Origin of the sequence: Helicobacter equorum (genome assembly GCF_900198655.1) — a bacterium.
Lineage (GTDB): Bacteria > Campylobacterota > Campylobacteria > Campylobacterales > Helicobacteraceae > Helicobacter_F > Helicobacter_F equorum.
The window spans coordinates 1-1525 of sequence record NZ_FZPO01000084.1 but is presented as its reverse complement, the minus strand read 5'-3'; the positions used below and the strand labels follow the sequence as shown (position 1 = coordinate 1525).

General features: G+C 42.6%; 1 protein-coding gene. It reads left to right on the top strand.

The window, feature by feature from the left end; genetic code table 11:
- On the top strand, positions 1 to 1525 hold a 1525-nt coding region (locus tag C6H22_RS08470; RefSeq protein ID WP_104694820.1), incomplete at both ends, for a bifunctional aconitate hydratase 2/2-methylisocitrate dehydratase.

The following is a 1525-nucleotide window of genomic DNA, read 5'->3' as shown; positions in this document are numbered from 1 at the left end:
AGGTAGATACCGATGATTTAAGTCCGGCAAGCGATGCTTTTACTCGAAGCGATATTCCTTTGCACGCAAAGGCTATGCTAAAAGCGCGAATAGAAAACTTTGAACAACGCATTCAAAATATCAAAGATATAGCAAGCAAAAATGATGCACAAGTAGCATATGTAGGTGATGTAGTAGGGACTGGAAGTTCTAGAAAATCTGCTTGTAACTCTATCATATGGCATTTTGGTAGGGAGATTCCATATATTCCTAACAAAAAAGGTGGCGGTTTAGTTTTGGGTGGCGTGATCGCACCTATATTCTTTAATACTTGTGAAGATTCTGGAGCACTGCCTATCGCTGTTGATGTAAGCGCACTTAACGAGGGTGATATTATTGAGATTCGCACACAAAAGGGTGAAATTGTCAAAAATGGTAGTGTTATTGCAACTTTTACATTAAGCCCACTTACTATTAGCGATGAAGTCCGTGCAGGTGGCAGAATCTCACTTATCATTGGACGCAATCTCACAACAAAGGCACGAGATTTCCTTAAGCTTCCTCCAAGTGATGTATTCAAAACTCCTAAACAACCAGCGCAAAAATCTTGTGGATTCTCTCTCGCACAAAAAATCGTCGGTCGTGCGTGTGGAGTAGAGGGCATAAGACCTGGCACATATTGTGAGCCAAAAACTACAACCGTTGGTAGCCAAGATACCACAGGTGCAATGACGCGCGATGAAATTAAAGAACTTGCGGCTATTAGCTTTGGTGCGGATTTTGTAATGCAGAGCTTCTGCCACACTGCCGCATACCCAAAACCGTCAGATGTAAGTCTACATGCCACATTGCCAGAATTTATGTCATCAAAAGGTGGGGTAGCCTTGCGTCCTCGAGATGGTGTTATTCACTCTTGGCTTAATAGATTCTGCCTACCAGATACACTTGGCACAGGTGGGGACTCACACACACGCTTCCCAATTGGCATCTCTTTTCCGGCAGGAAGTGGGCTTGTAGCATTTGCAGCAGTTACAGGTACAATGCCTCTTGACATGCCAGAATCTGTGCTTGTGCGATTTAAGGGCAAACTAAATCCGGGTATCACATTGCGAGATTTGGTTAATGCAATTCCTTACTATGCAATCAAGCAAGGACTTTTAACCGTGGAGAAAAAAGGTAAAAAAAATATCTTTAGCGGTAGAATCCTAGAAATCGAAGGACTGGGAGATCTCAAAGTTGAACAAGCCTTTGAGCTTAGTGATGCAAGTGCAGAAAGAAGTGCTGCGGCTTGTAGTGTGCGTCTCAATAAAGAGCCTATCATTGAGTATTTGCACTCAAACATCGCACTTATTGAAGCTATGATTAAAGATGGGTATCAAAATGCTGAAACTCTACGTAGACGTGCACAAAAAATGCAAGAATGGATCAATAATCCTGTGCTTTTGGAGCCTGATAGTGATGCAGAATACGCGGCAGTAATTGAGATTGATCTTGCAGAGATTAAAGAACCAATTTTGGCTTGTCCGAATGACCCTGATGATGTGGC